The organism is Bradyrhizobium sp. (assembly GCF_035935975.1).
Classification (GTDB): domain Bacteria; phylum Pseudomonadota; class Alphaproteobacteria; order Rhizobiales; family Xanthobacteraceae; genus Bradyrhizobium.
Genome location: NZ_DASYWN010000016.1, coordinates 55,407 through 78,532, shown reverse-complemented (window position 1 = coordinate 78,532; position 23,126 = coordinate 55,407). Strand labels below are relative to the sequence as shown.

At 64.2% G+C, this 23,126-nt stretch carries 21 protein-coding genes and 1 tRNA gene; 15 read left to right on the top strand and 7 right to left on the bottom strand.

Features of this window, described 5'->3' with window-relative positions; genetic code table 11:
• The first annotated feature begins 60 nt into the window (after positions 1–60).
• From VGR99_RS09290 to VGR99_RS09270, 5 genes are all read left to right on the top strand, one after another.
• On the top strand, positions 61–1,233 hold the full coding sequence (locus VGR99_RS09290) for a phosphoserine transaminase (protein ID WP_326898040.1): 1,173 nt from the start codon (positions 61–63) through the stop codon (positions 1,231–1,233).
• Between the two features lie 61 nt (positions 1,234–1,294).
• Positions 1,295–2,071, top strand: a complete 777-nt coding sequence (locus VGR99_RS09285) for an enhanced serine sensitivity protein SseB C-terminal domain-containing protein (RefSeq protein WP_326898039.1) — start codon at positions 1,295–1,297, stop codon at positions 2,069–2,071.
• A gap of 17 nt (positions 2,072–2,088) precedes the next feature.
• Complete coding sequence (gene serA / locus VGR99_RS09280) at positions 2,089–3,678, top strand: phosphoglycerate dehydrogenase (RefSeq protein WP_326898038.1); 1,590 nt, start codon at positions 2,089–2,091, stop codon at positions 3,676–3,678.
• 209 nt (positions 3,679–3,887) lie between these two features.
• Positions 3,888–5,060, top strand: coding sequence for an acetyl-CoA C-acyltransferase (locus VGR99_RS09275; RefSeq protein ID WP_326898037.1), 1,173 nt, complete (start codon positions 3,888–3,890; stop codon positions 5,058–5,060).
• Between the two features lie 219 nt (positions 5,061–5,279).
• Entirely contained in the window at positions 5,280–5,522 is a 243-nt protein-coding gene (locus VGR99_RS09270; RefSeq protein WP_326898036.1) for a DUF1127 domain-containing protein, read from the top strand.
• 140 nt (positions 5,523–5,662) lie between these two features.
• Here VGR99_RS09270 and VGR99_RS09265 read toward each other — a convergent pair whose 3' ends face one another.
• Complete coding sequence (locus VGR99_RS09265) at positions 5,663–9,079, bottom strand: PAS domain-containing protein (RefSeq protein ID WP_326898035.1); 3,417 nt, start codon at positions 9,077–9,079, stop codon at positions 5,663–5,665.
• A 586-nt stretch (positions 9,080–9,665) separates the two neighbouring features.
• Here VGR99_RS09265 and VGR99_RS09260 point away from each other — a divergent pair.
• The 7 genes from VGR99_RS09260 (at position 9,666) to tenA (ending at position 14,112) form a co-directional block, all read left to right on the top strand.
• Entirely contained in the window at positions 9,666–10,100 is a 435-nt protein-coding gene (locus VGR99_RS09260) for a phasin (protein ID WP_326898034.1), read from the top strand.
• 195 nt (positions 10,101–10,295) lie between these two features.
• Positions 10,296–10,372 (top strand) — tRNA-His (locus VGR99_RS09255).
• A gap of 175 nt (positions 10,373–10,547) precedes the next feature.
• Positions 10,548–11,924: a metallophosphoesterase family protein gene (locus VGR99_RS09250; protein WP_326898033.1), complete on the top strand. Its 1,377-nt coding sequence runs from the start codon at positions 10,548–10,550 to the stop codon at positions 11,922–11,924.
• Between the two features lie 122 nt (positions 11,925–12,046).
• Entirely contained in the window at positions 12,047–12,421 is a 375-nt protein-coding gene (locus tag VGR99_RS09245; protein ID WP_326898032.1) for a hypothetical protein, read from the top strand.
• Positions 12,418–12,783: a hypothetical protein gene (locus VGR99_RS09240; RefSeq protein WP_326898031.1), complete on the top strand. Its 366-nt coding sequence runs from the start codon at positions 12,418–12,420 to the stop codon at positions 12,781–12,783. The genes VGR99_RS09245 and VGR99_RS09240 overlap by 4 nt, the downstream gene beginning before the upstream one ends.
• Before the next feature lie 183 nt (positions 12,784–12,966).
• Entirely contained in the window at positions 12,967–13,227 is a 261-nt protein-coding gene (locus VGR99_RS09235) for a hypothetical protein (protein WP_326898030.1), read from the top strand.
• 189 nt (positions 13,228–13,416) lie between these two features.
• Positions 13,417–14,112 carry a thiaminase II gene (gene tenA / locus VGR99_RS09230; RefSeq protein ID WP_326898029.1) on the top strand — a complete coding sequence of 232 codons (696 nt, stop codon included), beginning with the start codon at positions 13,417–13,419 and terminating at the stop codon, positions 14,110–14,112.
• Positions 14,113–14,137: 25 nt separating this feature from the next.
• Here tenA and VGR99_RS09225 read toward each other — a convergent pair whose 3' ends face one another.
• Positions 14,138–15,082 (bottom strand): AEC family transporter, encoded by a 945-nt coding sequence (locus VGR99_RS09225; RefSeq protein ID WP_326898028.1) that lies wholly within the window; start codon positions 15,080–15,082, stop codon positions 14,138–14,140.
• A gap of 529 nt (positions 15,083–15,611) precedes the next feature.
• Here VGR99_RS09225 and VGR99_RS09220 point away from each other — a divergent pair.
• Together VGR99_RS09220 and VGR99_RS09215 are read left to right on the top strand one after the other, a co-directional pair.
• On the top strand, positions 15,612–15,950 hold the full coding sequence (locus VGR99_RS09220) for a hypothetical protein (RefSeq protein ID WP_326898027.1): 339 nt from the start codon (positions 15,612–15,614) through the stop codon (positions 15,948–15,950).
• Positions 15,951–16,474: 524 nt separating this feature from the next.
• Positions 16,475–17,152: a ParA family protein gene (locus VGR99_RS09215; protein WP_028150667.1), complete on the top strand. Its 678-nt coding sequence runs from the start codon at positions 16,475–16,477 to the stop codon at positions 17,150–17,152.
• A gap of 416 nt (positions 17,153–17,568) precedes the next feature.
• On the opposite strand, the gene VGR99_RS09210 is transcribed toward VGR99_RS09215, so the two are convergent.
• The 4 genes from VGR99_RS09210 to trxB all read right to left on the bottom strand — a co-directional run bounded on the left by VGR99_RS09210 (position 17,569) and on the right by trxB (position 21,439).
• On the bottom strand, positions 17,569–17,721 hold the full coding sequence (locus VGR99_RS09210) for a hypothetical protein (RefSeq protein WP_326898057.1): 153 nt from the start codon (positions 17,719–17,721) through the stop codon (positions 17,569–17,571).
• 471 nt (positions 17,722–18,192) lie between these two features.
• Positions 18,193–19,101: a 4-hydroxy-tetrahydrodipicolinate synthase gene (gene dapA / locus VGR99_RS09205; RefSeq protein WP_326898026.1), complete on the bottom strand. Its 909-nt coding sequence runs from the start codon at positions 19,099–19,101 to the stop codon at positions 18,193–18,195.
• 444 nt (positions 19,102–19,545) lie between these two features.
• The gene (locus tag VGR99_RS09200; protein WP_084809887.1) at positions 19,546–20,469 is read right to left on the bottom strand and encodes a LysR family transcriptional regulator; all 924 of its coding nucleotides are present in this window, start codon (positions 20,467–20,469) and stop codon (positions 19,546–19,548) included.
• Positions 20,470–20,473: 4 nt separating this feature from the next.
• Positions 20,474–21,439, bottom strand: a complete 966-nt coding sequence (gene trxB / locus VGR99_RS09195; protein WP_326898025.1) for a thioredoxin-disulfide reductase — start codon at positions 21,437–21,439, stop codon at positions 20,474–20,476.
• A gap of 267 nt (positions 21,440–21,706) precedes the next feature.
• Here trxB and VGR99_RS09190 point away from each other — a divergent pair, with 267 nt between their 5' ends.
• Positions 21,707–22,186, top strand: coding sequence for an Lrp/AsnC family transcriptional regulator (locus VGR99_RS09190; RefSeq protein WP_027547667.1), 480 nt, complete (start codon positions 21,707–21,709; stop codon positions 22,184–22,186).
• A gap of 381 nt (positions 22,187–22,567) precedes the next feature.
• Here VGR99_RS09190 and greA read toward each other — a convergent pair whose 3' ends face one another.
• A complete protein-coding gene (gene greA, locus VGR99_RS09185; protein WP_018643807.1) occupies positions 22,568–23,041 on the bottom strand; it encodes a transcription elongation factor GreA in 474 nt (157 codons plus the stop codon).
• Between the last annotated feature and the right edge of the window lie 85 nt (positions 23,042–23,126).

The following is a 23,126-nucleotide window of genomic DNA, read 5'->3' as shown; positions in this document are numbered from 1 at the left end:
TATCAGCCGCGGCGGGACACCTCCCCCCAACGGGAGGCTTACTATCTGGAAGGGTAGATCATGACTGTAGCGAAGCCCGCTTCGCGGCCGACCGTGCCGCATTTCTCCTCCGGCCCCTGCGCCAAGCGCCCCGGCTGGAACGCCCAAAATCTCAAGGACGCAGCGCTCGGCCGTTCGCATCGCGCGAAGGTCGGCAAGACCAAGCTCAAGCTCGCGATCGATCTGACGCGCGAAGTGCTTGAAGTGCCCGCCGATTATCGCATCGGCATCGTGCCGGCGTCCGATACCGGCGCGGTCGAGATGGCGCTGTGGTCGTTGCTCGGTGCGCGGCCCGTCACCACGCTCGCCTGGGAATCCTTCGGCGAGGGTTGGGTCAGCGACATCGTCAAGGAATTGAAGCTCAAGGACGTCACCAAGCTGAACGCGGCTTACGGTGAGATTCCCGACCTCTCCAAGGTCGATCCCAAGAGCGACGTCGTCTTCACCTGGAACGGCACCACTTCCGGCGTGCGCGTGCCGAACGCCGACTGGATCAGCGCGACCCGCGAAGGCCTGACCATTTGCGACGCCACCTCGGCCGCGTTCGCGCAGCCGCTCGACTGGGCCAAGCTCGATGTCGTCACCTTCTCCTGGCAGAAGGCGCTCGGCGGCGAAGCCGCGCACGGCATGCTGATCCTGTCGCCCCGCGCGGTGGAGCGGCTCGAGACCTACAAGCCGGCCTGGCCGCTGCCGAAGATCTTCCGCATGACCAAGGGCGGCAAGATCAACGAAGGCATCTTCGTCGGCGAGACCATCAACACGCCGTCGATGCTCTGCGTCGAGGACTATCTCGATGCGCTGAACTGGGCCAAGTCGATCGGCGGCCTCAAGGCGCTGATTGCGCGCGCCGACGCCAACACCAAGGTGCTCGCCGACTGGAAGGCGAAGACGCCCTGGATCGACTTCCTGGCCAAGGACGCGGCGATCCGCTCCAACACCTCGGTGTGTCTGAAGTTCACCGATCCCGCGATCACCTCGCTCTCGGACGACGCACAGGCCGACTTCTCCAAGAAGCTGGTCGCGCTGGTCGAGAAGGAAGGCGCCGGCTACGACTTCGCCTATTACCGCGATGCGCCGGCAGGCCTGCGCATCTGGTGTGGCGCGACCGTCGAGGCCAAGGACGTCGAGCTGCTGACGCAGTGGATCGACTGGGCCTTCGCCGAGACCAAGGCCTCGCTGGCGAAAGCCGCCTGACAACGCCGTGAGCTGACGCCGTGCGGACCAATCCGCACGGCCTGATCTCCACAGGCCCGTCATGTTCGAACCCGAGAACGACATCGAGCGCATGCTGATGCGTGCTGCGCAGGAGCCGTCGGAACGTCCGGCCTTCGCGCGGGCGCTGATGGATGCCGAGATCGTCATGGTGCTGGTGCCCGAAGGGGGCCAGCTCAAACCGGGACCGGACGGCAATGCAATCGTTCCGGAAGGAACCAGGCTCACTCTGCCGAGCGCGATGCGCGGCGACGAGCGGCTCCTTCCTTTCTTCACTGCGCCTTCCCGGGCGCGTGCCTGGTTCAGCGGCGATCACATCGTCGCTCCCGACCGCACGCGTGATCTGTTTGGCCGCTACCCGGAGGCATCCTACGTGCTCAATCCCGGCTCCGACTACGGCAAGGAGTTCACGCCTGCCGAGGTGAAACGGCTGCTCGCCGGCCATTTCGAGGAAGGCGCCGAGACGATCACGCTTCCCGCCGGCGAGCAGCTGCTGCTCGGCCATCCCAGCGATGTGCCGAACGAGCTGATCGCGGCGCTCTCCCGCGAGTTCAGCGCGGAGAAATCCGTCCGCGGCGCCTGGCTGATGCTGGCGGCGCGGGCCGGGCATCCGGACCAGAGCTGGATGCTCGGCGTCGATCACGAGGGATCGTGGTCGAACGTGCTGGCGGCGATCAATCGCGCCGTCGCCGGCGAAGTCTTGAAGGGGCGGCCGCTCGACGCCGTGCCGCTCGAGGACAGCTCACTCGCATCGACCTTGCGTACCGGAATTCCCATCCCCGCCGTCAAGCGCGGCTTCTTCCAAAAGCTCTTCAGCTAACAGCAGGCAGAAACCCCATGTCCAAGCCGAAAGTTCTCATCTCCGACGCGCTCTCTCCCGCCGCCGTTCAGATCTTCAAGGACCGCGGCGTCGAAGTCGACTTCCAGCCGAGCCTTGGCAAGGACAAGGACAAGCTCGCCGAGATCATCGGCAATTATGACGGCCTCGCGATCCGCTCCGCGACCAAGGCGACCGCCAAGATCCTGGAGAAGGCCACCAACCTCAAGGTGATCGGCCGCGCCGGCATCGGCGTCGACAATGTCGAGATTCCCGCGGCGACCGCCAAGGGCATCATCGTGATGAACACGCCGTTCGGCAATTCGATCACGACCGCCGAGCACGCCATCACCCTGATGCTGGCGCTCGCCCGCGAGATCCCGCAGGCCGACGCCTCGACCCAGGCCGGCAAGTGGGAGAAGAACCGCTTCATGGGCGTCGAAATCACCGGCAAGGTGCTCGGCGTGGTCGGCTGCGGCAACATCGGCTCGATCGTCGCCGACCGTGCCCTCGGCCTGCGCATGAAGGTCGTTGCGTTCGACCCGTTCCTGTCGCCGGAGCGCGCCAAGGACATCGGCGTCGAGAAGGTCGATCTCGATGATCTCCTGAAGCGCGCCGACTTCATCACGCTGCACACCCCGCTCACCGAGAAGACGAAGAACATCATCGACAAGGCAGCGATCGCCAAGATGAAGAAGGGCGTGCGCCTGATCAACTGCGCCCGCGGTGGTCTCGTCGACGAGCAGGCCGTGGTCGATGCGCTCAATTCCAAGCACATTGCGGGAGCCGCCTTCGACGTCTTCGTCGAGGAGCCCGCAACCTCGAACGTGCTGTTCGGCCATCCCAACGTGATCTGCACGCCGCATCTCGGCGCCTCCACCACGGAAGCGCAGGAGAACGTCGCGCTCCAGGTCGCCGAGCAGATGTCGGACTATCTGCTGACCGGCGCGATCTCGAACGCCGTCAACTTCCCCTCGATCACTGCCGAAGAAGCGCCGAAGCTGAAGCCCTTCATCGCGCTCGCCGAGAAGCTCGGCTCGTTTGCCGGCCAGCTCACCGAGACCGGCATCCTCAAGGTCGAGATTACCTATGAGGGCCACGTCGCCGAGATGAAGATCAAGGCGATCACGTCAGCGGTGTTGTCCGGCCTGCTGCGGCCGATGCTGGGCGAGGTCAACGTGGTGTCCGCGCCCGTCGTCGCCAAGGAGCGCGGCATGGTGGTCGACGAGATCGTGCGCGCCGCCCAGAGCGACTATGAGAGCCTGATCACCGTGACGGTCGCGACCGAACGCCAGGAGCGCTCGGTCTCCGGCACCGTCTATCACGACGGCAAGCCGCGCCTGGTCGACATCAAGGGCATCCGCGTCGACGCCGAGTTCGGCAAGTCGATGATCTACGTCACCAACGAGGACAAGCCGGGCTTCATCGGCAGCTTCGCCGGCCTTCTGGGCGACGCCAGGATCAACATCGCGACCTTCCATCTCGGCCGTGTCGAGCAGGGCGGCGATGCCATCGCGCTGGTCGAGGTCGACGGTGCGGTGCCGGCCGACGTGCTCGCCAAGGTGCAGCAGCTGCCGCAGGTCAAGCAGGTCAAGGCGCTGACGTTCTGAGGCGTCCCGCGGCGCGCGCGCCTCGCGGAATGACGGCCATCATATATTCCGACGTGCGGAACAACGCCGCCCTTCTCGCGAGGGCGGCGTTTTTGTTGATGCGGCGCGGCGCATTATCTCTCCCGCGATCCCCAAACTTTGTGTACCAATGGCGCCGAGAACGCTTCTGTCCAGCGCCTCCGTACCAATGTTCGAAAGGGAGAAAACAAATGCGTGAAGCCGTCATCGTTTCCTACGCGCGCACGGGCCTTGCCAAATCCGGCCGCGGCGGGTTCAACATCACGCCGCCGATGTCGCTGGCCGCGCATGCCATCCACCACGCCGTCGACCGCGCCGGCGTCGACAAGGATTATGTCGAGGACTGCTATCTCGGCAATTGCGCCCATGGCGCGCCGAACATCGGCCGCCAGGCTGCGCTGCTCGCAGGCCTCCCGAAGTCGACCGGCGGCGTTTCGGTGAACCGCTTCTGCTCGTCGGGCCTGCAGACCATCGCGATGGCCGCCAACTCGATCCGCTCGGATGGCGCCGACTGCATCGTCGCCGGCGGCGTCGAAAGCATCTCGATGCCCGGCGGGGTCACGCCGAAGGAGACGATCGATCCGGAGCTGCTCAAGACCGCGCCTGATATCTTCATGGCGATGATCGATACCGCCGACATCGTCGCCGAGCGCTACAAGCTCAGCCGCGAATACCAGGACGAGTATTCGCTCGAGTCGCAGCGCCGCATGGCCGCCGCCCAGCAGGCCAACAAGTTCAAGGACGAAATCGTCCCGATGAAGACCAGGATGAAGGTCGTCGACAAGGCGACCAAGGCCGAGAGCATCGTCGACTACGTCGTCGATCGCGACGAGTGCAACCGTCCCGAGACCACGATGGAAGGTCTCGCCAAGCTCGAGCCGGTCAAGGGCCCCGGCAAGTTCGTCACCGCCGGCAACGCCAGCCAGCTCTCCGACGGCGCCGCCGCCGTGGTGCTGATGGAAGCCAAGGACGCCGAGAAGCGCGGCCTCAAGCCGCTCGGCCGTTTCGTCGCCTGGGCAGCCGCGGGCTGCGAGCCGGACGAGATGGGCATCGGCCCGATCTTCGCCGTGCCGAAGCTCTTGAAGCGTCACGGCCTGAAGATCGACGACATCGATCTCTGGGAGCTCAACGAGGCCTTCGCCAGCCAGTGCCTCTATTCGCGCGACAAGCTCGGCATCGACCCCGCCAAGTACAACGTCAACGGCGGCTCGATCGCGATCGGCCATCCCTTCGGCATGACCGGCGCCCGTCTCACTGGCCACCTGCTGCAGGAAGGCGCGCGCCGCAAGGCCAAGTGGGGCGTGGTGACCATGTGCATCGGCGGCGGCCAGGGCGGCGCCGGCCTGTTCGAGATCTACAACTGATCTGAACGCCTGAACTGACGAAGGGCACGGCGCGTGCGGCGCGCCGTGCCTTTTTCGTTGCGCACGATCCCGGAAAAAGCCGCGCCGGTCATGTGAACCCGTTCACACCGGGCAACGCCGCGGCAGGGTATCATCCAGAGGTCAGCCGAATGCCGAGCATTATCTCGCATGGCCTGGCACACATCCGATGAGAAGCAACACCCCGGGGGAGATGCTGTGATGAGCATAACCTATGGTGCAGCAGGATCAGGACGGACCGCGACAAGCGCGCGGCACGTTTCCAGTTTCTTCAAGCGATATTGGCATGCATTTGCGCAATGGCGCAGCCGCGAGAGGCTGCGGGCCGACCTGTGCGATCTAAGTGACAGGGAACTCATGGATATCGGCACCACGCGCGGCGAGATCGACTACGTCGCGTCGAACCAGTGGCGCGACCCGCGGGGCATTCGATCCCTCGAATAGCGGCCGCGTGTCGGGGCAGTCATCAGCAAGCCGCGCCCCTTTTGTTTGTTTGGAGTGTCCGTAGCCCGCATGAGCGCAGCGATATGCGGGACCTACCCGGGTGTCGCTTCGCTCACCCGGGCTACACAGCGATCTCGCGCTTACGCCCCCGCGAGAGCCGGGGCGAACACCACTTCGATCAGCGTGCCGGAATTGCCGGCGCTCTTGATGTTGAACTGGGCGCGGTTGGCTTCGACCAGCGCTTTCGTCAGCGACAGGCTCAGCGCTGAGCTGTCCGAGGCATCGCCGGGCGGCGGGGTGCGGAACGGCTCCATCGCGGCGGCGATTTCGCGTTCGCTCAGGCCGTTGCCGGTGTCGCGGATGCGCAGCGCGATCTCGCCGCGGTCGGTCATCGCGGTCGAGACGATGACCTGGCCGCCGGCGCTGGCGAGCCGGATCGAGTTCGAGATCAAATTCATCGTGATCTGCCGCATCGCGCGCGCGTCCGCGGTGACCTGCGGCAGCGCATGCGCGAGCGAGGTGCGGATGATGATGCGCTCGCGATTGGCCTGCGGCTGCATCACGACGACGCAGGCCTCGACCAGGTCGTTGAGGTTGAGATTGGCGAAGGTGAGGTCGAGCTTGCCGGTCTCGATCCGCGACAGTTCGAGCAGATCATCGATGATGGCGATGACGCGCTCGCCGGAGGCGCGGATGTCCTTCATGTATTCGCCGTAGCGCTCGTTGCCGAGCGTGCCGAACCGTTCGGAGATCATCACCTCGGCAAAGCCGATGATGGCATTGAGCGGCGTGCGGATCTCGTGGCTGATCCGCGCCAGCATGTCGGCCTTGGCATTGGCCGCGCCGTCGACGAGGCGGCGCGCCTGCGTCAACTCGCTCTCGCCCTTCTTGCTCTGCGAGAGATCGCGGAACACGGCGAAGAAGTTCGGGCCGTCGGGCCGCGTGCGGCCCATGATCATGGCGAGCGGAAGCACGCCGCCCTTCTTCTCGCGGCCCAGCACCTCGCGGCCGTGGTCGAGCAGGCTCGAAATGTCCTGGCTCTTGAGGTTCTCGAGATAGTCGATGACGACGTGCTGGCTCTCGGGCGCGAACAGCGTCAGCAGGTGCTGCTCGAGCAGCGTCTGGCCGTCATAGCCGAACAGCGCCTCGGCGCTGCGGTTGCAGGCGTGGATGTTGCCTTCGGCATCGAACATCACGATGCCCTCGGCGGTGGTGTCGAGGATCGCGGCGAGATCCTCCGCATCGGCATCGCCGGCCTGGGATTCCAGCTCGGGTGCGAAGGGGAAGGATTCCGCGACGATGGGCTCGGCAACCACCGGCGCGACGATCGCGGGCGCGACCATGACAGGGGCGGGCAGATCGCAGATCAGCGCATGCGCGCTGTCGCCGTCCCAGTCGATGGTGTGCAGACGGGCCTCGGTCGTCGGCAGCGGCGCCTCGCCGTTGGCCACCGTCGCGCTGATCGTCACCGGCGTGCCGCCCTGCGACATGCTGCTGGCTGACGACACGCCCGGTTCGACATAGAGCGCATCGAGCCCGCCGGCATCCTCGAGCGCGCGCAGGTTGGCATAGCCCATGCGCGCGAGGAACGCCGGGTTGGCGTAGAGCAGGCGGTCGAGCCGGTAGATCAGCATGCCCGTCGGCACCAGGTCGAGCAGCGCGCGGTCGCGCGTGCTGTGGCCATGCGCCGGCGCGGCGGGCTCGGTCAGCCATTCGGCCGCGGCTGGCGGTGCTTCCGCTTCCGGCTCCGGCGGCGGTTCGATCTCCGCGGCCGGCGGATCGGACTCGGCGGCTGCGATCGTCTCGCGCTCGCGTTCGAGCCGCTCGGAGAGTTGCCGGGCGAGCTCGTTGAATGCGCTGTTCTCGACGGGCGTCAGCGTCGGCGATCTCTGATCACCGAGTGATCTGACATCGCCGGCTGGGCGGAACGGTACGACATTGGGAGGCGTTTCCACTGGCGTTTCCGGTTCGGTTGGGTGTGAATTCGCGTCGGTGATGGGCTCGGGCAGTTCAGCGACAGGTTCAGGCGTGGGCTCAGGCTCGGGCGGCTCGATCGGCGGAGGCGGCGCCTCTGCCACCGGCTCCGGCGTGGGCTCCGGTTCTGGTTTGGACTCCGGCTCGGGATCGACGATATCGGCCGACAGGCTCTGTGCCGCCGGCGGCTCGACGAACAGCTCGTATCGCCTGAGCGCATCGAGCCGGTTGAGGCCGTCGAGATCGCGGCAGACGCCAAAGCCCCGAAAGCCCGCAAAATTGCGCTCGCGGTCGTAGATCGGCAGTCCCGCCAGCTCGACCGGCAGATGCTCGCCGCCGTCGGCCGGCCAGTTCACGGTGATGCCGGCCCAGGTGTCGTGGCTGTCCAGCGCCTGCGCGACGCGCCCGTCAGGGTCGAGCGAAAACGCGTCGGCGATCTCGCGCCAGGGGCGGCCGAAGCCCGCGGCGGTGTGCGCGCCCATCAGGCGGATGAACTCGTCCGAGCCGAGCACGAAGCGGCCCTCCGCATCCATCTGCCAGAGGAAGCGCAGCGGATGCTGGCGCGGTGCGGGCGGCTCTGCGGGACCCGACGGCGGTTCGGCCATGGCTGCATTGATCGGCGCGGCCTGCGGCGGCACCATGGCTGCGAGCGGGTTATCAACCGGAGTCTTTAGTGCCGGTTCGGCGGCCTCGGGGACTGCGTCCCGGACGGGCTCAGCCGCTTCTTGCAGCGCGTCCTCGATCGTGACGGTCTCTGCTGCCAGCTCGGCGAAGGCGTCGAACAATGCGATTTCAGACGGCGCCTCGTTCGACAGTGCAGGCCGCGCCTCATCAGGCGCGGCTGCCGGCGCGTCGGGCGTGGTGGCCTGTTCGCACGCAGCCTCCTGCACCGCTTCGCTCGCGACATCCGCCGCCGCAGGCGCGGCCTGCCGCATGGCCGGCTCGATCAGCGCGACCAGGCCGACATCCTCGCCGGTGCCGACCCGTTGCAGCACCAGCTTCCCGATGCCGATCGGCGTCTCGACGCGGCCTTGGGCGAGCGCATCGCTGCGCGCCTGTTCGAGGCCGGCCTCGCCGAGATCATGGAAGCCGAGCAGGGAACGGGCGGCCTCGCTGGCTCCGGCGAACATGCCGTCGGGCGCGAACGCCGCCATCGGCACTTTTGCGCCGTCGACGAGGCGATGCAGCCGCTCGACCAGCGGCATGGCGCGGCCGGCCGGGTCCGTCGCGGTGACCAGCACGGCATGGCCGCCATCGGCAAAGTCGAGCCGCGCGCAGGCGCAGGTCATCAGCGTGCCGAGCCGGGCGCCGAAGCCGCGCAGGCGTTCGAGCCTGACGGCGCCATTCGCGGGGAGCTGGCGGGCGAGCCGGGCCACTTGGCGGCGATGGGCGTCGGCGGGGCCGAAGATCTTCTCCGCCAGCACTACGGCATTGGCGGCGCCGAAGAACCTGACGCCGACCGGATTGGCCCAAAGCACGCGCGTGCCATCGATCGACCAGAGCCAGGTGGCGAGCTGTGACGTCGCATGCACGGCCAGCCGGGGATCGCCCACGCCTCGCAACTGGAAATCCGAACTGCTCATCCTGCCGGCTTCGCGTCTCGCTGTCGTCGTCTCAACGGGTGGTTGCCGGGAATGGCAGCCTTAAGAAAGGGTTAGTATCGCGCGCAGGCGCGGGCAGGTCCACGGCCCCGGTCCCTGCCGGCACCCCAAAGCCGCGATAACCTTAATCTAGCCGAACCCGCAAGCCGAAGCCCGGTTGCATCCGCAGGATTCGTTGCGGGGCGGGCCCGGCGCCGGCCAGCTTGCCGCGATAAGGCACGCTCAGCGCCTCAACGGCGATGCGTTCCCTCCCCCCTTGAGGGCACCGCTCTGGCCGACCCCCGAGGCGCTCCCGGCACCACCCCGCTACCTCAACCCAGAGTTCCCCCGCCCGGGAACCTCATCCTCTCCGGGATTAAATTTGCATCGCACTGCATGGATCGCATTGCGATGCACAATGTTGACATGATGCGCAGCGATAAAGCTCGTGCTGGGCGAGCCACTCGTTTGTTTCGCGTCTCCAGTCTTCGTTCCCGTCACCGTCTTTCGGTCAAAGACACGGCCCCGGTTGGCCCGGCGGGCGCGCCGGAAGGCTCACTCCATTTTTCAAAAGCGTTGAGGGACAACCATGACAGGTGCGACTGATCCGTTTTCTGCCTCGATCATTCCGTTCGAGGTCCCCGAGCAGATGCGTGCGTTCGCCGAAAAGGGCGTTTCGCAGGCCCGCGAGAGCTACGCCAAGTTCAAGGACGCGGCTGAGACCCATAACGGCACCGTCGAGGCCGTGTTCACCTGCGCCAACAAGGGCGCGAGCGAGTACACCGCCAAGCTGGTCGAGTTCATGAAGGCCAACTCGTCGGCCTCGCTGGACTTCGCCCAGGAGCTGCTCGGCGCAAAGTCGCCGTCGGACGCGTTCTCGCTCTGGACCGGCCATGCCCGCACCCAGCTCGAGACCTTCCAGTCCCAGGCCAAGGAGCTGGTCGAGCTCACCCAGCGGATCGCCAGCGAGACCGCCGAGCCGATCAAGGCCTCTGCCGCCAAGTTCTACAAGCCCGCCGCCTGATAAGAACGGCGGATCGATCAAGTTAAGAAACCCGGGCCCCAGGGCCCGGGTTTTGTTCTGGAATAAGGTGATTTTGGCCGGATTTTAGCCCGGCAGCGGCCTTGCCAAACGGAGCCGTTGCACCTAGTTTCCGCCCCGTCCAGCCCCCTCGGCGTCAGGCCTTTTCAGGCAGCCCAAAGGGCGGCTCGCAAGGATGCAGTTGTAGCTCAGTTGGTTAGAGCGCCTGTCTGTGGAACAGGAGGTCGGTGGTTCGAGCCCACCCAACTGTACCAGCACAGTTGAACTGTCCCAAATCTCCACATCTTGCTGGTAGACCTCACGTATTTGCGCCACGCAGCGGGTGATGCCCACCCAACCGAGTGTAGGCGGCGGGCGCAACAACGTTGATTTGCATCAAGGGCGTGACAGAAGCAGCATCGATAACGGCAACGAGCCGCGAACGCTGCGGTGGCGCATTTGCTTCCTCAATCAGCGGGGATCATGATGCCATACTGCCGGCCTGACGATCCAAGTCGTCGCCTTGTTCTCGGTGCGCTTGCGGCGCTGCCGGCATTCTCCATACCGCTCGCTGCCAATGCGCAGACGCAGACAACAACCGCGCAAGCAGCCGTTCCCGCCGGGGGCGGTTTTTCATTCGCTGCGGTCGGCGACACCCGACCGATGATGTACCTGCCGTTGAAAGAGGGACAACCGGACCTCAGCAAATTCTTCGTCGAGATGTTCGGGTTGGTCATGCCGGAAAAGGTCGCCGAGGCCGTCGTCGCGAAGGATGTGAAGATGATCTTCGATCCGGTCACGAAGGACCTGATCAAGGTCGTCATGCCGTTCGCATCCAGGACGGAAGTGATGACCCTGACGGTCGATAAAGGTTGGGTCACCGAGGCATCCGTTGAAGACGTGAAACTGCTTCCCGGCGTGCATCGAACCATGTTCCGGCTTCAGGGCGGCGAATGGGTGACGCGCGAAATCGTGAGGGACGTTCAATCCGGTCGCGCCAAATTCGTGGTCAACAGCGGTGACGCCGTCTGGTGGGGCAATCAGGGCCTGACTGTCAGTGACAGCCCATACTGGAAGCGCGTGAATGATACGCTGTTGAAGAAGCTACCCGCACCGGATGACGAGATGCGCGCAGCCGGTCTGGATGGGCGCTTCTTCATGAGCGTGGGCAATCATGAGGTGTGGGCCGACCCGAAGATCGAGGGCGTACTTTCGGCTGTGCCGTATCTGAAAAAATTCGGCGTCACGCCGGAAAACCTCATCTTCAAATTCGACTTCAAAGGCGCCCGCTTCATCTATCTCTGGAGCGGCAAGTACGATTACCGTTCGCCCTCGCTATGGGACGCCGATCGGCCAAAATATGCCGAGCAGATGACCCAGCTTCAAAAGTGGATGGACGAGGCGAAGGCCAATGGCATTCGGAAGGCGTTTATCGTCTTCCATTATCCCGTGTTCGCGCGGTCGGGCTTGGGCCCGATCCCGGCTCCCGATAACCCGCACAAGGTGATTGCGTCCTATGCCAGGGACATGGAGGTGGTCGTATTGAACGGGCACGTCCACACCACGGAAATCTACGACGTCGATGGGGTCAAGTATCTGATGCTGGGCGGTGGGGGCGCAGAACAAGACCCGATCCTGCCGGGGCGCACCAGCATCAAGGTGCCCGCCGATTATCCGCGGGACCTCTACTGGAAGGGCCAGCCTCCGCAAGAGGAGTACAACTACGTGCTGGTGGACGTTGAACCCGGCCAGAAGACGAAATTCACCCTCAATCGCTTCCGGCCGTGGTCGGCAGAGCCATTCGGGACTGAAGAACTCTTCACGTGACGGCAAGCGGGCAATAGGCCCGGAGTAAGGCTCTGACGACAGTCCTCCTGATCATTCACGGCCTGGTCGCCGTTGCACTGCTTGGCGCGATTACGCACCAGGCCTTGGCGGCGTGGGCGACCGTGGGAACGCGCCCCAGTTCGTTCTTCGGTCGCTTTCGCTCCGTGCCATCGGCCCGGTTCGCCGACGCCGTCGTCGTCCTGTATGCCATCTCCATCCTGCTCGGCGGGATTATCTATCTGTATTTTCGCGTCGACATCAGGCCGGAGTTGGAGCGCGCCGGTCATTGGCCGGCCCTGGGCTTCTTCGACCTCAAGGAGCACTTCGCCGCCATCGGTTTTGCGCTGCTGCCAGCCTACTGGGTTTGCTGGCGACGGCCGCGTGCCGACGAGCCTGCTCAGACGCGCACGATGCTCACCTCGATCCTCGCCTTCGTCATCTGGTGGGGCTTCCTGACTGGCCACGTCGTCAACAACATCAGGGGGTTCGGCGCATGACGTCATCGGCTGCGTTCCGCCGCTTTGCATTCGCGTTCGGGACGACGTTCGGCTTCCTCTACGTGGTTGCACTCGCAAAGGACCTTGCTCTTTTCACCGTTTTCCCGTCGCTCGGCATCGTGCTCGCGGGCACGCATCATTCGCGAGACGTTGCCGACCCTGCGATGGGATTTCTGGCGCCGGCGATGTACTGGTACGGGTGGGCCGCGACGGCCGCGCTCGGGGCACTGATCGTCGCCCTCGTTGCTGCCTCGTTCGCCGAACCTCTGGCGCGATACGTTTGGCCGGGATGGGTGTGGGTCATTCCCGTCCTGTCGATGATCGCTTGCGTCTATCTCACTCTGCCCTGGTTTCGACTTTAGCTTGGTGCCCACCCAACTGTACCAGCGTTTGGCCCTCGATTTCAGTCGGCGCGGCCTTGGCGGATATCACGGACTTATCTCCGAAAGGTGAAGCGCCTGCTTCTTGTCGGCGCGCATTTCGTCTTCCCCACGTCAAGTCAGAGCCGCGACCCGGTGGATGGGCCGATAGCTCGGTGAATGTGCATGGAGATCCTGTTCGACCTCATCCTTGATGATCTGGCCGGCTTCATCTTCGAAATTCTGTTTGAGCTCGTTATCCGGCTTGCTGAAGTCTTGTTTCACCTGATCGGCTGGGTGCTGAAATGCTTTCGGCGCTGGCTGGATCTGCAGCCGAACATCGATCCGGCTCAGCTCTCGATGCTGCAGAAGTGCAGTCGGATGTCGATAGCAATCGGGTTGAGCCTCTGCATCTGGGCGTCGCTGCTTTGGTTGGTTTGGCAGTGAAGGGCCTGCAGCTTGAGATATTCGATCTCGAGGCCGTGCTTAAATCCTGCGGCTAGGCTGCCGCGCATCGATTAAGTGCCTAAACTCTCGAAGTGCCCTATCCGCAACTCCATTCAAAGCCTGTTTCGTGCGCTATCACCGTAGCTCCCCGGTTCGCAATGCGCTATCGGTAGCGAGCCAAAGACGTTTATGGAAAAGCAAACCATGCGAAAAAGTTTCTTCGAGCGTCTAAAGACAGAAGCATCCGTTGAGTGGCGGGCCTACACCGAACATCCCTTCACGAACGGATTGGCGGACGGCTCGCTCCCCGAAGCGGCGTTTCGTCACTACCTCGTTCAGGATTACCTGTTCCTCATCGAGTTTGCTCGCGCCTACGCGCTCTCTGTCTACAAGTCGCCCAAGCTTGCCGACATGCGTGAAGCAGCGGCCGGCCTGTCGGCCATCCTCGATGTCGAGATGAACCTGCATGTGAAGCTCTGCGCCGGTTGGGGTCTATCCCCGACCGATCTTGAACAAACCCCTCCGGCAGTCGAGATGCTGGCCTATACACGTTACGTGCTCGATGCAGGAATGCGCGGCGACCTGCTGGCACTCAAGGTGGCGCTTGCCCCCTGCGTGATCGGGTACGCGGAGATCGCAACGCGGCTCGCCTCGCGACCGGATGCTGATGCTGCGACGAACGCCTATCGCGTTTGGATCGCCGAGTACGCCGGCGTGCCGTACCAGGAGGTCGCTGCCAAAGCGCGGGCGCATCTGGAGCATCTCGCCGATCTCTACGCCACGCCGGCCCGCGAGGCCGAACTGATTGCGATCTTCAAGGAAGCCACCCGGCTCGAGGCAGACTTCTGGGAGATGGCGTGGCGCGCGGGCCAGCGTGTTGAATAGCGGTTTCGGCAACCGTCAGTGGCCACTACCTCCCTCCCGCCACGATCACCACCACCACCGGCAACGTCGCCGCCGCCAGCAGCGTCCCCAGCGCCACTGCGCCCGACACCGGATTCACCAGCCGCTGATACTGGACCGCGAAGATGTAGGCGTTGGCGCCGGTCGGCATCGCTGCGAACAGCACGATGACGCCGGCAGCTATCGGCGGCAGGCCGAGCAGTTTTGCCAGCACGAAGGCGGCGGCCGGCATGGCCATCAGCTTGAGCGCGCACATCACGAGGATGCTGAGCTTCTCGCCCTTCACCTCGAAGCGGAACAGGTTGATGCCGAGCGCAATCAGCGCTGTTGGCGAACCCGCTTGCGCCAATAGCTCGATGGTGCGGTCGACCACCGGATTGAGGCCGAGGCCGGTGAAGCGCCAGACCACGCCGAAGCCGATGCCCAGCATCAGCGGGTTGCGCGAGAGATCCGTGAGCACGGGCCAGATGATCGACAAGGGCGAGCCGGTCCGCTTCTGGCTGACGAGCTCCATCTGCAAAATCCCGCACAGCCAGAGCAGCGGCGTGTTCACGGACAGGATCAGCGCCATCGGGCCTGCGGCTTCAGTGCCGAGCGCCGAGAGCGTCATGGGAATGCCGAGCATCACGATGTTGCCGTAGACCGAGCCGATCGCGAACACGACGCCGTCCTCGTGGTCCTCGCGCCGCGCGCGCAGAAGCGCCGAGATCACCAGCGCCGCGATCCAGGTGATCGCGAGCGCGCCGTAATAGCTGCCCCACATCCGCCACGGGCTGACGTCGGGGAATTCCGAGACGACGATGGTGCGGAACAGCAGCGCGGGGATCGCGATGCTGAAGGCGAATTCGGAGATGCCCTTGTGCGCGGTCTCCGAGACGAAACGGAACAGCACCGCGGCATAGCCGGCCGCGATCAGGGCGAACACCGGCGCGACGATCAAGATGGTGGCCATGCGCCCCTCAGCTCACGGGGAGGCGACCACCCCACGCATTTTTCGATGATGGCATTATGCCCCTGTTTTGCCCGACGAGTCAAAGTGATTTCGTAAAATCCGCAGGCGTCGCCAGGAAATCCGTAGCGTTCCCACGGACATGGCTACTGTGCATGGGGTTGTTTTCGCGGTTTTGGTTGGAGGGGGCGCGGGGGGCTCGGGCGCGAAGGCGATCCTGCCAGATCCGCCGGAGGGTTAGCGTGGGCCTCAGCGCTTTCCCCATCCACAACTGTCATCCCCCGCGCAGGCGGGGGATCCAGTACGCCGCGGCTTATCGAGGAACGTCAGGCGTCTCTGGAATACTGGATGCCCCGGTCAAGCCGGAGCATGACAGCGGAGAAGGCGGTTGGGTCCCGTCAGCTACAGCACCTTCAGCAGCCCGCCCCGCCTGTTGCCGAGACCGCACAGCTCCGAGCATTCGCCTCCGCCCTCGTTGCCAACGAACCGCCGTTCACCCACACTCCGGCCCGACTCGAACTTGGGGGGATCGATGCCCGCGTTTCGCTTTGGGAAGTCCGTTCTTGCTGCCGTTGCCGGGGTTGTCCTGGCCGTCGTGATCCAGCCGGGCGTCGGCTTCGCCTATACGCAGGAGGAGCAGCAGGCCTGCTCGCCGGACGCGATGCGGCTGTGCGGCGAGTTCGTGCCGAACGTCGACGCCATCACCGCCTGCATGATCCAGAAGAAGGCGCAGCTCTCGCCGCAGTGCAAGGTGTTCTTCCGCCAGGGCCCCGAGCCCGGCCAGGCCCGCGCCGGCAAGCCGACCGCATCGAACACCAAGAAGAAGCCGACAGCGAAGACCAGCAAGAAGAAGAAAACCGACGAAGGCTGAGCGCGTCACAGCGCGTTCCTGCTTTGAAACCTGAAGTGCCCGGGCTCATCCCCGGGCATTTGCGTTTCGGTCGTCCGCTGCGCGGACGTCTGCACGTAGCGATGCGCGGCGCGACGGCGATGTCCTCCGATCGCGCGAGGCGTGAGCGTGTGTGCCCGTTCGCTCGTGAGTCAAAACGCCACGGCATCAGCCTTGCGACAGCTTCCGGACTCCTTTTGTTCGCCACCTCGCGCGCAGGCTTGCGGCGGTTACGAGCATGCGCGGACGAAAAGAGTCGGGGGAGGATTTGCCCGGCAAGGTTGCATTCCGTTTTTTCCCGTCGCACTGCTTAAAAAAGGCCCGATTGCTCGCACGGCAGGCGCTCCGTTGCAGTTCGTTTCCGTCGTCGCGCGTAGCAGTGTGACTCAAAAGCCAACACGCCTTGTTATTTCGTGGCCGAGACGCAACTCCCGGTAAATTTTTCTTTCCCGAATCAGTGTGGTGATTCATTTTCGCGGCCTGGGGTCAATCTGGAGGCCAAGGGTATGAACGTTATTGTTTTCGCATCGCGTAAAGGCGGCTCGGGCAAGAGTACCCTGGCCGCACATCTCGCCGCGCAGATCAAGGCCAGCAAGCAGGTGATGCTCGTGGACGCGGATCCGCAGGGCTCGCTCACGCTGTGGCACAAGCTGCGCGGCACCAACGAGCCGCCGATCAAGGCGGCCGTGAACTCGGTCAGCGGCATCGTCTCCGCGGCCAAGCGCGACGGTTATGAATGGGTGTTGATCGACACGCCGCCGAACCTCTCGGCCGTGGTCGACGACGCGATCAAGAACGCCACCATGGTGGTGATCCCGGCGCGTCCCGGCGTGTTCGACGTCAACGCGGTGCAGGAAACGATTCAGATGTGCCGCGCGGCGCGCAAGCCCTACGCGGTCGTTCTCAACGGTGCGCCGGCGCGCCGTGACGAATCAGAAAGCCCGATCGTCACCATCGCCCGCGAGGCGCTGGCGAAATTCCGCGCTCCGGTCTGGGGCGGTCAGATCACCAATCGTTCGGATTTGTTGATGGCACTCAGCCACGGCGAAGGCGCGCGTGAGTATCAGGCCGAGAGCCGTGCAGCTCAGGAAATTGCAAGGCTGTGGGCGGCGATCGAGCGTTCAGTGAAAGCCATTCGCGGCACGGCGTCGGCTTCTGGCGCAATGCATAAGCAGGCGGCATAATTTCATCAATCATTCCCCGGACGACGAACGCGCGGAAGTCCGCGCGTTTTGCGTTTGTGGCCTTCGCTCGTCATTCCGGGATGGCGCGTCAGCGTCAGACCCGGAATCTCGAGATGAAGGTCACGCCACCATCAGCATGTAGAACACGATCACCGGCGACAGCGTCAGGATCACCGACCAGATGCCGACGGCCCAGAGAATGTCTTCGGTGGTGAAGCTCTCTTCGTTGGACAAGCTCCGCTGTCCGGCGTCGAAATGCGACGCCATTTCATTCTGACTATTCACAAACGCCCCCGCGATTTCTTCGCTTATGGGCCTCACGCTAGGCGGGATGTTTTAAGATTCCGGTTCGCGATCCCGTGCGCATTTCGAACGCATTTGTGACGGCGGTTTAACCATGTGCGCGGCAAGCGGCCTCAGGTCAGCCAGACCCGAAACAGCAGCACCGGCACCAGGCCGAGCATCACCGCCCAGAACCCGAATGACGAAACCACCAGAATTCCCTGCAAAAGATCAGCGGGCGCGAAGATTTCCGCCGCGGTCGGGCGAACGCGTTGCCCCATGGTCATTCCCCCCTTTGATAGACGTTGAGGCGAGACGATAGGGCGGATTGCGTAAACGAGCCGTGGATGCGCCATGCGGCAGCTGCGAAGGGAGTTGGGGCGCGGTTAACCAAGGCACACCGCGCCCGCCGCAAGCGGTAAGCGGCGAAGCGCGACCGCTACACCCACCCGCTGTACCTGCGCCTGATCTCGTCAATCCGGTCCCGTTCTCGCATCACCACCTCTTCGCCAAGACCGATGTCGCGACGCAGCCAGGCTGACGCCGGATATTTGTCGACCCATTTGGTACCGCCCAGACATGACAGGGATTGCGAGAGGGCGTTAAGGGCGCGGGTCCATAAACGGAGTCCCATGGGTCGATCTTTCCGGATTGAGCTGATGTTGAGCGTGACGGGCATGTGTCGGGTTTAGACACGAGTCTTCGTTCCCTCTCCCGCAGGGGGAGAAGGACGGCAGCGTGCGTTCGGAGAGGAAGAGCTATGCCGCGATTTTCATCCGTCGCTCGATCTCGCGATCGATCGTCGCCGCGAGCTCGCTGCTCACTTCCACCATCGGCAGGCGCACTTCGGGGCTGTCGATCAGGCCGCTGCGCCACAGCCAATACTTCGCCGGCGCGGGACTCGGCTCCGTGAACAACAGCCGCGTCAGCTCGGTGACCTCGTTCCAGTGCGCCTGTGCCGCGTCATGATTGCCGCGCTTCGCTTCAGCGTAGATCGCCGCGAACGTCGCGGTCTCGACATGGGCGGACAACACGATGCCGCCGTCGGCGCCATCGGTGAGCGCCTCGAGATAATTCGCGTCCTCGCCGGTCAGCACGCGAAAATTCTTCGGCCGGTCGCGCAGCAGTGCGATCGATTGCTCGCGGCTGGCGCCGCAATCCTTGAGGCCAATGATATTGGGATGCTCGGCGAGCCGCAGCATGGTCTGGTTGGTGATGTTGACCGAGGTTCGATAGGGGATGTTGTACAGCGCGAGCGGCCAGGCCGCGTGATCGGCCAGTGCCTCGAAATGCGCCAGCAAGCCGCGCTGCGACGGCCGCACGTAATAGGGACTTGCGATCAGATAGCCGTCGATCGGCCAGTCCGCGGTCTCATCCAAACGATCCTTCAGCCGCGAGGTGTCCGCGCCCGACAGGCCAAGGCAGACCGGGACGCTGCGGCGGCCCGCGGCCATCTCGTCCCGCACCACCGCAACGAGCCGCTCGAGTTCGGCATCGCGCAGCGTCATGCCTTCGCCCGAGGTCGCGCCCAGGATGAAGCCGTCGATGGCCTGGGTGCAGTAGTGCCGTGTCAGCCGCCGCAGTGACGTCTCGTCGAGACGGCCGTCGCGAAACGGCGTCACCAGCGGCAGCCACAGCCCGTGCAAATGATCTTCAAGACCGGTCATGTTCCATCTCCTTCTCGTGAAAACCTGAGACGGAGGGCACATGAAAAAACCCCGTCCAGGCGGCGGGGTTTTCGGGATTTGCTGCGATGACGAAGCTAGCTAGTGCGCGCAAAAATCCGAGGCCCCGGGATGGGGGCCTTTTTTCGAGACGATTGCGCACGACTTCGTGATCATTTGTAAATGATGCGGGGTATGCCCAAAACTGTCAATACACGCGGAAGGTGAATACCGAATTCGGCAGAAAAAAAGCCGGACCCAAAGGGCCCGGCTTGAGGTATTGGCCACGTGAGGCCGACACAATCACCTTCCAAGAGGGATTACTGAACTCCCGCGCCACTGGAGGAGGGGGACAAATGCGCAACGCGAAGGCTCAGCGTGGAAACATTATGGGCTTGCCAAGCGCCATGCAGCAACCGTTCAGGTCGCATGTCAGACATGCGGAAATCAGGACGGCCAGCGCTGCGCCTTGCTCACCACGAAGTCGCGGAACACCTGCACGCGCGCGACCGTCTTCAACTCTTCCGGATAGACGAAATACGTATCGAGCTGGATCGAATCCGATTCGCCGAACAGTTGAACGAGCTTGCTCTGCTCCTCGACGAGATAGTCGGGCAGTGCCGCGATGCCGAGGCCCTGCTGGCAGGCGCGCACGAGGCCGAGGATGTTGTTGACCTTGAAATAGGCTTCGCGCGGACCGGAGCCGTTGCGGCCGGCTTCGATCAGCCAGTTGCGGTTCTGCAAATGCGGCGCGAAGTTGCCGTCGGACAGCGTGATGATGCGGTGGGAGTCGAGCTCCTCCAGCGTACGCGGCGTGCCGAAACGCTTGATGTATTCCGGTGAGCAATAGGCGTGGAAGCCCATCGCGAAGAGCTTGCGCTGGATGAGATCCGGCTGCGTCGGCTTACGGGTGCGGATCGCAACGTCGGCCTCGCGCATCGAGAGATCCAGCTCCTCGTCGGTGACGATCAGCGAGATGCGAATCTCAGGGTAGAGCGCGGTGAATTCGCCGAGGCGCGGGATCAACCAGTTGATGCCGACGCCGGGCGTGGTGGTGATCTTGAGGTCGCCGCTCGGCCGCTCGCGGCTGTCGGTGAGTTTCGCGCGTGCCGCCTGCAGTTGCATGAACACGTCATGCGCGGTGCGGAACAGGAGGTCGCCCTGCTCGGTGAGGATCAGGCCGCGGGCGTGGCGGTGGAAGAGCGAGACCGACAGCTCCTGCTCCAGCGCCGAGACCTGGCGTGACACCGCCGATTGCGACAGGCCGAGCTGCTCGCCCGCATGCGTGAAGCTGCCCGCTTCCGCCGCCGCGTGAAACACCTTCAGCTTGTCCCAGTCCATATCCGTAAATCCGTCGCGTGTTCGAGGCATGATCTTATTCCGCTGCGGCGCGCTCGCTGGCGCGCAGGGCCAGGAAGCGTTCGGCCTCGAGTGCTGCCATGCAGCCGAGGCCGGCGGCCGTCACGGCCTGGCGATAGGTCTCGTCGGCGACGTCGCCGGCGGCGAACAAGCCGGGCACGGAGGTCGCGGTCGAATTCGGGGCGACCTCGATATAGCCCGAGGATTTGAGCTTGACCTTGTCCTTGACGAGCTCGGTCGCAGGCGCGTGGCCGATCGCGATGAACACGCCGTCGGTCTTCAAATCCCTGAGCGCGCCGGTCTTGACGTTCTTGAGGCGCACATGGGTGACCTTGTTCGGGTTCTCGGTGCCGCAGATCTCGTCGATGGCGGAGTCCCAGACCACCTTGATCTTCGGGTGCTTGAACAGGCGCTCCTGCAGGATTCGCTCGGCGCGGAAGTGATCGCGGCGATGCACGATGGTGACCTGCGAGGCGTGGTTGGTGAGGTAAAGGGCTTCCTCGACCGCGGTATTGCCGCCGCCGACCACCACGACCTCCTTGCCGCGGTAGAAGAAGCCGTCGCAGGTGGCGCAGGCCGACACGCCGCCGCCCTGGAACTTCACTTCGGACGGCAGCCCGAGCCAGCGCGCCTGTGCGCCGGTGGCGAGGATGACGACGTCGGCGAGATAGACGTCGCCGCTGTCGCAGGTGAGGCGGAACGGCCGCTGCGAGGTGTCGAGCTTGATCACCAGGTCGGAAACGATCTGGGTGCCGACATGAACCGCCTGCTTCTCCATCTGCTCCATCAGCCAGGGGCCCTGGATCACGTCGGCGAAGCCCGGATAGTTCTCGACGTCGGTGGTGATGGTGAGCTGGCCGCCCGGCTGGATGCCCTGGATCAGGATCGGCTCGAGCATCGCGCGCGCGGCGTAGATCGCGGCGGTGTAGCCGGCGGGGCCGGAGCCAATAATGACGACCTTTGCATGAACAGGAGCGGACATTTCGATGGACGCCTTTCACGGGGGATTTGCAGCGCGGGCGCGGAAGGAGCCAGGAGGCCTCGCGGAGGCGCTGAAATATCAGAGCTAATCTAAGCCTTCTGGTGAGCTATGCAAGAATTGCATTCCCTCTCGGCGGATTTTTCCAACAAGGAACAAAAGTCGATTGCGCTGCACGCGCAATAAAATTGCGCTAACCGGCCGGACTGGGCTATGAGGATTGCGACAGACCCACCCAATACCGCCGTAAAGGCCAGGAGTTCCAATCACGTGTCGCGGAACCTAGACGAGATCGACCTGAAGATTTTGACCGAGATTCAGGCCGACGGTCGAATCACCAATGTCGAGCTGGCCAAGCGTGTCGGAATCTCACCGCCTCCCTGCCTGCGCCGAGTCCGGGCGCTGGAGGAGGAGGGCTATATCCACGGCTACCGCGGTCTCCTGGACGCGCGAAAGCTCGGTTTCGATGTCACGGTCTTCGCCGCCGTGCACCTCTCCAGCCAGGCCGAGGCCGATTTGCGCGCCTTCGAGGAATTCGTCCGCGCCGAGCCCCTGGTGCGGGAATGCTGGATGCTGTCGGGCGAAGTCGATTTCATCCTCAAATGCGTCGCGCCCGACATGGCGACCTTCCAGGATTTCGTGACGCACCTGACCGCGGCGCCCCATGTCCGCAACGTGCGGACGTCGCTGGTGCTGCATAATTCGAAGTACGAGGCGGCCGTGCCGCTGGACGTGAAGGGGCGGAGATAGGTCTCCGCTCTCGTGCCCGGACGCAGCGCAGCGCTCCCGGCGATGCGAAGCATCGTCCGGTGCGGTGCGCTGCAGAGCCGGGGCCTATCTCACCGCATACTGTGTTGCTGGTTGGGTCCCGGCTCCGCGCAGCAACGCTGCGCGTTGCAGCGCGTCCGGGACACGAGAGTAGGGCGCGCTGCTCCCGCGTCGTCATTGCGAGCGTAGCGAAGCAATCCAGACTGTCTCCGCGGAGAGATTCTGGATTGCTTCGTCGCTTTGCTCCTCGCAATGACGAGCGGGAAGAGCACGAACTCCTCACACCTCAACGACGCGCCGAAACAAAAAAGGCCGCGCGGTGCGCGGCCTTTTCGAAACGTCATCGCAAGCAGCGGCAACTCCTTACCGCCACTCCACCTTGGTAATCTCATACGCCTTGGCGCCGCCGGGGGCGTTGACCTCGACGGTCGAGCCTTTCTTCTTGCCGATCAGCGCGCGGGCGAGCGGCGAGGTGATGGAGATGCGGCCCTTCTTGGCGTCGGCCTCGACCTCGCCGACGATCTGCCACACCGTCTTCTTCTCGGTGTCCTCGTCGACCAGCGTCACGGTGGCGCCGAACTTGATGGTGTCGCCGGAGAGTTTCGAGATGTCGATGATGTCGGCGCGCGCGAGCTTGTCCTCGAGCTCGGCGATGCGGCCCTCATTGTGGGACTGCTCTTCCTTTGCGGCGTGATATTCCGCGTTTTCCGACAGGTCTCCGTGCGAGCGCGCCTCGGCGATATGCTCGATGATCCGCGGACGGTCCTCCGACTGGCGCTTCTTCAATTCTTCCCCGAGCGCGACAAAGCCGGCCTGGGTCATCGGAACCTTTTCCATCTCTTCTCTCGTCTTTCGGTCACGCGCCCCCCGAACAGAGGCGCGGCAACCTTGATTCGTCAGTGTATCCGGGGCTGAAGACGCC